The organism is Deltaproteobacteria bacterium (genome assembly GCA_016218975.1).
Taxonomy (GTDB): domain Bacteria; phylum Desulfobacterota; class Deferrimicrobia; order Deferrimicrobiales; family Deferrimicrobiaceae; genus JAENIX01.
The window spans coordinates 1-6,234 of record JACRCO010000045.1; the positions used below are offsets into that span (position 1 = coordinate 1).

Genomic DNA, 6,234 nt, shown 5'->3' on the forward strand with positions numbered 1-6,234 from the left:
CGAAAGAAATGCAGCAAGCATGACTACCGCCAGGAACGCCGCCGGCCGTGATTTCATGATCCACCTCGCATTCACCGGATTAAGGTGAGTTAATTATATCTAATTTATACTAAATATTGCTCATTATGATAAAAACTACCGCTCATTTTTAGGAAAGTCAAGGCCATTCTGCGTCGGTGCACCCCGTCCAGCGCAGGTGCAGAAATACCTCCCTGTTCCCGCTTGGGCCCTTTATACGGCTCTCGGCCTGGCCTTCGACGGCAAATCCGAGCCTCTCCGCGAACTCCCTTACGCCGAGAACCGCCTCCAGCCTTTTCCCGTCGTCCCGGACGACGCCTCCCCTGCCTACCGCCGCCCTTCCCGCCTCGAACTGCGGTTTGACAAGCGCAAGGACTTCCGCGCCCGAAAGCAGGAACCGAACGAGGGACGGCAGGATGTGCCTTAGGGAAATGAAGGAAACGTCCACTGCCGCAATGGCGACTTTTTCGGGGAGAAGGTCCGCCGGAGCATGCCTGAAGTTGATCTTTTCGATCACGACGACACGCGGATCGCGCCGCAGCCGGTCGTCGATCAGCTTTTCCCCCACGTCGACTGCGTAAACCTTCCGTGCGCCGCGCCGCAGCAGGCAATCGGTGAACCCGCCCGTCGATGCCCCGACGTCCAGGGCGGCCTTCCCGTCGCAGGAAAGGCCGAAATCCTCGATGGCGCCCTCAAGCTTGCTTCCGCCGCGCGAGACGTACGGCCGGGGCGCTGGGGCTACAGCCACACGCTGGGTTGCGCGCACGGGCGACCCGCATTTCGACGCCACGCATCCGTCGACAAGGACGCGTCCGGCCAGGATAAGCGCCTGCGCCTTCATGCGGGATTCCGCCAGCCCGCGCGCGACGAGCTCGGCGTCCAGCCTGACCCGAAGTGATTTCGGCGGCGCTTCAGACAATCCTTTCGAGCCGTGAGCGGATGCCATTGAACAAGGCGGGGAGGAAAGTCTTGCCGTGTCCGCACATCCGCATCCCCTCGGCGACCACCGCGTCGGCGTTGATCCCGTGGATTTCCCGAAGCTCCGGTTGCGAACCGTGCTCCACGAAAACGTCGCGTATCCCCATTCGGCGCACGTGGGGAGGATGCTCTCCATGCTCCTCGAACATCTCCAGCACGGCGCTTCCGAACCCTCCCGCGAGTACGTTCTCCTCGATCGTAAGCACGCGGCCAGTCCGCCGCGCCAGGGGGAGGATCAGGTCCGCATCGAGGGGCTTGACGAAACGCGCATTGACCACGGAGGTGGAAATCCCCCTCTTTCGCAGCTCCTCCGCGGCGAACAGCGATGGAACGACGGTGGCGCCGGCAGCGAGTATGAGGAGGTCCTTCCCTTCGAGAAGAAGGGCTCCCTTTCCCCACTCCACCGGTGAATGAACGGATTGCGGATCGACCCCGGTTATGCATCCCCTGGGATACCGTATGGCGACGGGGCGTCCTGACGAAACAGCCGCGCGCAGCATTTCCGGAAACTCCACTTCGTTTGCCGGGGCCATCACCGACATGTTGGGGATGTGCCGCAGGAAGGAGAGGTCGAACAGCCCCTGGTGGGTCGCGCCGTCCGCCCCGACGATCCCCCCCCGGTCCACGGCGAACACGACCGGCAGGTTCTGCAGGCACACGTCGTGGATGATCTGGTCGTAGGCACGCTGAAGGAACGTGGAATAGATCGTTACGACTGGGATCTTTCCCTCCCGGGCAAGACCCGCGGCGAACGTCACTGCGTGTCCTTCCGCGATACCCACATCGAAGAACCGGTCCGGAAATGCGTTGCGGAACTCGACCAGACCGGTCCCGCTGCACATGGCCGCCGTGATGGCGACAACCTTCGGATTCTCCGCTCCGATGGACACGATGGTGTCGGAGAAAACGTCCGTGTAGGAGGGAAGCTTGCCGTTCCCCGATCCCTTTCCCGTCGCCGGGTCGAAACTGCCTACTCCGTGGAAGTACTCCGGGTTCGCCTCTGCGGGGGCGTATCCTTTTCCCTTTTTCGTAACCACGTGGATCAGAACCGGCCCCTCGAAGTTTTCCAGGTTCTGGAACGTGCCGATGAGGTCCTCTATGTTGTGGCCGGGAATGGGTCCGATGTACGTGAAACCGAGCTCCTCGAACAGAATTCCCGGGACGATGAATCCCTTTGCGAGCTCCTCGGCCCTCTTTCCGATCCGGGCCATGATGTCGCCCCTCGGCATCGATTTGAGGAAGTTCTCCACCCGTTTCCGGAAAGAGGTGTAGAACTTCCCGGTCATGATCCGGTTCAGGTAGCCCGACAGCGCCCCGACATTCTGGGAAATGGACCATTCGTTGTCGTTCAGGACCACGACAAGGTTCCGTTTCTGATGCCCCGCCTGGTTCAGCCCTTCGAGCGCCAACCCGGAAGAAAGCGATCCGTCCCCTATTACAGCCACGACCTTGTGCGTTTCCTTCCGCATGTCGCGCGCAACCGCCATGCCGAGGGCTGCGGAGATGGATGTGCCCGAGTGTCCCGTCCCGAACGCGTCGCACGGGTTCTCCGCAAGACGGGGAAACCCGGAAATCCCCCCGAGGGTGCGAATCGTGGAAAACGCGTCGCCCCGGCCAGTGACGATCTTGTGCGCGTACGCCTGGTGGCCCACGTCCCAGACGATCCGGTCTTTCGGAGAGGAAAACACGTAATGAAGCGCCAGGGTCAGTTCCACTACTCCCAGGCTTGCGGCGAGGTGCCCGCCCGTCTTCGATACGCACTGGACGATCCGGTCGCGAAGCTCCGCCGCGACCTGGGGCAGCTTCTCGCGCGGGACCTTCTTCAGGTCCGCCGGTGAGCGTATGCCGGAAAGAATCGGAACCGGCGCATCCGGCATTGCGATTTCCTTGCCCATCACGATCTCCTTGCCGTTACGAGGAGGACGATATCCCGCAACGCGTCTCCTTCCTCGCCGAAGGAGGAAAGAGCGGTCATTGCCTCCGCGTTCAACGCTTCCGCGCGCGCAAGCGCGGCCTTCATTCCGAACGACGCCGGATAGGCCGGTTTGCCGCGCGCCCGGTCCTTGGCGACGCTTTTCCCCATCTCCTCGAAACTGCCCGTCTCGTCGAGGATGTCGTCTGTAACCTGGAACAGCAATCCCAGCGCCCGGCCGTACCGCGCCAGGCATTCCACCTGCGCTTCGTTTCCGCCGCCGAGAATTCCGCCCATGCGCGCCGCGGCCGAAATGAGCGCCGAAGTCTTGCGGAGGTCTATCTCCTCCTTGCCGGAAAGGTCGGCCGGCTTCCCCTCGGCCTGCAGGTCCAGCTGTTGGCCGCCGACCATTCCTTCCGCTCCGGCTGCGCGGGCAAGCACTGCAACCGCCGCCAGCGCCCTTCCAGGATTCTTCGACGCCATCGGAGATTCGCCCGCCACACGGAACGCCTCCGTGAGCAACGCGTCTCCCGCGAGGATCGCCGTGGCCTCCCCGAACTCCTTGTGGCTGGAGGGCTTGCCCCTCCGGAAATCGTCGTCGTCCATGGCGGGCAGGTCGTCATGGATAAGAGAATAGGTATGGATATATTCGATGGCGCAGGCGAACGGCAGAAGGTCTCCCTCGTCCCCGCCCACCGCGCTCCCCGCGGACAGGAGCACCACCGGCCTGATACGCTTGCCGCCGGCCGACAGCGAATATTCCATCGCCTCCCGCAGCCTCTCCGGAATCCGGCAGACGCTGACGTCGATAAACCGGAGGAGATGATCTTCCACCAATATGCGCCGGCGTTCGAAAGCAGTTGCCGGGGTAGAACCCGCCTCAACCATCTTTGTCGAGAATGACGCTTTCGTCCTCGGTTTCCCGTTCTATGCCGGACGGCTTCCGGAGAAGCACCTCGATCTTCCTGTCGGCCTCGTCCAGGCGCTTCTGGCAAATTCCCGACAGCCTCATTCCCTCCTCGAAAAGGCGTATGGACTCTTCCAGCTTCGCATCGCCGGATTCCAGTTTGGCGACGATCGCTTCGAGCTGTTTCAGGGCTTCTTCGAAGGAAGCCTCTTTTCCCTTGGCCATCTTATAGATATAGCCCCCGGCCCCTCCGGCGGTCAATCAAAAGCTTGATCGAAGAGTTTCGACGGGTCGATCCGCCCTCCGGGCGCGCGGACGCCGAAATGAAGGTGCGGCCCAGTGGCCCGTCCGGTGGATCCGACAGCGCCTATCTTTTCTCCCTTCTCCACCCGCTGTCCCTCGGCGACGTCGTATTCCCGTAGATGGTAATAGAGGCTGAACACCCCGCCGCCATGGTCCAGCACCACCGACCGCCCTCCGAAAAACTGCTCCCCGGCGAAAGCGACCGCCCCCGAGGCGATGGCCCTGACGGGCGCCCCCACGGGAACGTGCACGTCGACCGCCGCGTGCAGGCTGCGCGGCTCCCCGTTTATGACCCTGCGGGAGCCGAAATTCGCAGGGCGATATTCCTCGACGGGCGGCAGGAACGGAGCCTCCCACGCCGGGGGCGACACCGCCGCGAAAAGCCTTTCCAGCCTTTCGGCCTCTCCCCTGATCCTGTCAAGCGCTTCCGCCTCGAACTCCGCCATCCCCTTCGGCAGGGTCAGTTCCTGGACGGGGAACGTCTTTTCCTCCACCGTCAACCCAAGGCCGGACAGCATCATCGCGCCTGTCCCGGATTCAACCACCGAAAATGCGGTCACCCCGGGCGGTTCCGCCACGTCTATGCCGATCAGCGCGATGCGGCGTCCCGGACCGGCCTCCTTCATCGGGATCGCCTTCCCCTTCCATAGCAACATCGCATTGCCCTGCCGGGCGGCGGTCCTGACCTCGACGATCACGGGATCCCCCTGCGCAGGGCGCGCCGAGGAAATCGTAACGGAGAGAATTTCATCCCGCGAGACGTTTTCCGCAAGGGCCGCCGGGCAGGCAAGCAGGCAAACCAGGATCGTCAGAGCGAAAACCCGGCTGGAAGCTCCGGCGATAACCGCATCCTTCAATTGGTTTTTCCCTCCACCACCGCGCCGAACACGCCGTCGGACACGCGGATATCGAGCTGATCGCCCGGCGCCGCCTCCGCCTTTGAACGCAACGCCGCTCCCGTAGATCTGCGCATGGCGATCGCATAACCTCTCGAAAGCACCGCGGTGGGGTCCAGGGCCGACAGCTTTCCCTGGTAAACCCCGAGCCGGCGGCGAGGTTCCTCCCGGACAGTGGAAATACGCCGGCCCGCCCGCTCGAGCAGAACCGCCACTTCCGCACGCTTGCGTGAAACCCACGCGGACGGTGAACCGAGGCGGACCTCGTGGGTCAATCCGAGAAGGCGTTCCCGGCCCGCCCTGAGGAGCCGTTGCATCCCGGCCGCGAGCGCATCCGTTTCCTTGGCCAGTTCGTAACGCCGCGCCCGGACCAGCGGCCTCGGGTCGGCGATCGCGCCGGCAGCGATGCGAAGCTCCCTGCGAAGTGTTTCACGGAGGTTCCGCTCCGCCCTTCTTGCCCGCAGCGCCAGCCCGGTTACCCGCTCCGCCGTCTCCATACGGTCGGGGAGGGCCGTCTGAGCGGCCGCGGTCGGAGTAGGCGCACGGAGGTCCGCGACGAGATCGGCGAGAGTGAAATCCGTTTCGTGCCCGACGGCGCTGATGGTCGGAACGGGAGAAGCGGCGATGGCCCGCACCACCGCCTCTTCGTTGAAGGCCCAGAGGTCCTCCACCGAACCGCCCCCGCGGCCGACTATGATCAACTCGACGTTCCCGTGGCCGTAAAGCGCTGCGAGTGCGGCCGCGATGTCTTCCGCCGCCCCTTCCCCCTGAACCTGCGCGGGGGCGAGCACGATGCCGACGGCGGGCCAGCGGCTTCTCGCCACCCGGACCATGTCCCGGAGCACCGCTCCCTGCCGTGAAGTCACGATCCCGATCCGCGCCGGAAAGGCCGGAAGCGGCCGCTTCCTGTCCGGGTCGAACAGCCCTTCCGCCGCCAGGCGGGCCTTCCTCTTCTCAAGCTCGAGGAGCAGGTTGCCCAATCCCCGCACCTCGACGGACTGGGCATAGATCTGGTACTCCCCTTTTTTCTCGTAAACTCCGAGCGAACCGGAGACTACGACCGTCTGGCCGTCCCGCACATCGCCGTAGATGAACCGATCCCTCCCGCGGAAGAGAACCGCCCGGATCTGGGCGCCCTCGTCCTTCAACGAGAAATACCGGTGGCCGGAAGGGTAAAGCTTGTAGTTGGAGACCTCGCCTTCCACGCGGACGGAGCGGAA

Annotated in this window: 6 protein-coding genes; all 6 read right to left on the reverse strand. The window is 63.8% G+C overall.

All coding sequences use genetic code 11. From position 1 onward, the window contains the following. Positions 1-157: 157 nt before the first annotated feature. Positions 158-964 (reverse strand): TlyA family RNA methyltransferase, encoded by an 807-nt coding sequence (locus tag HY896_06190; GenBank protein ID MBI5575938.1) that lies wholly within the window; start codon positions 962-964, stop codon positions 158-160. After that, complete coding sequence (locus tag HY896_06195; protein MBI5575939.1) at positions 930-2,873, reverse strand: 1-deoxy-D-xylulose-5-phosphate synthase; 1,944 nt, start codon at positions 2,871-2,873, stop codon at positions 930-932. The genes HY896_06190 and HY896_06195 overlap by 35 nt, the downstream gene beginning before the upstream one ends. Before the next feature lie 17 nt (positions 2,874-2,890). Further along, positions 2,891-3,796 (reverse strand): polyprenyl synthetase family protein, encoded by a 906-nt coding sequence (locus HY896_06200; protein MBI5575940.1) that lies wholly within the window; start codon positions 3,794-3,796, stop codon positions 2,891-2,893. Further along, on the reverse strand, positions 3,789-4,040 hold the full coding sequence (gene xseB, locus HY896_06205) for an exodeoxyribonuclease VII small subunit (protein MBI5575941.1): 252 nt from the start codon (positions 4,038-4,040) through the stop codon (positions 3,789-3,791). The genes HY896_06200 and xseB overlap by 8 nt, the downstream gene beginning before the upstream one ends. Positions 4,041-4,072: 32 nt before the next feature. Continuing rightward, positions 4,073-4,975: a M23 family metallopeptidase gene (locus HY896_06210; GenBank protein MBI5575942.1), complete on the reverse strand. Its 903-nt coding sequence runs from the start codon at positions 4,973-4,975 to the stop codon at positions 4,073-4,075. Next, positions 4,972-6,234 (reverse strand): exodeoxyribonuclease VII large subunit (xseA, locus tag HY896_06215; GenBank protein MBI5575943.1); only part of this gene is annotated, 1,263 nt, incomplete at its 5' end. The genes HY896_06210 and xseA, both read right to left, overlap by 4 nt.

What these genes read in the sequence shown, in the direction of transcription:
- HY896_06190 (MBI5575938.1), bottom strand. Translation starts at nt 964, where the DNA reads ATGGCATCCGCTCACGGCTCGAAAGGATTGTCTGAAGCGCCGCCGAAA.
- HY896_06195 (MBI5575939.1), bottom strand. Translation starts at nt 2,873, where the DNA reads ATGCCGGATGCGCCGGTTCCGATTCTTTCCGGCATACGCTCACCGGCG.
- HY896_06200 (MBI5575940.1), bottom strand. Translation starts at nt 3,796, where the DNA reads ATGGTTGAGGCGGGTTCTACCCCGGCAACTGCTTTCGAACGCCGGCGC.
- xseB (MBI5575941.1), bottom strand. Translation starts at nt 4,040, where the DNA reads ATGGCCAAGGGAAAAGAGGCTTCCTTCGAAGAAGCCCTGAAACAGCTC.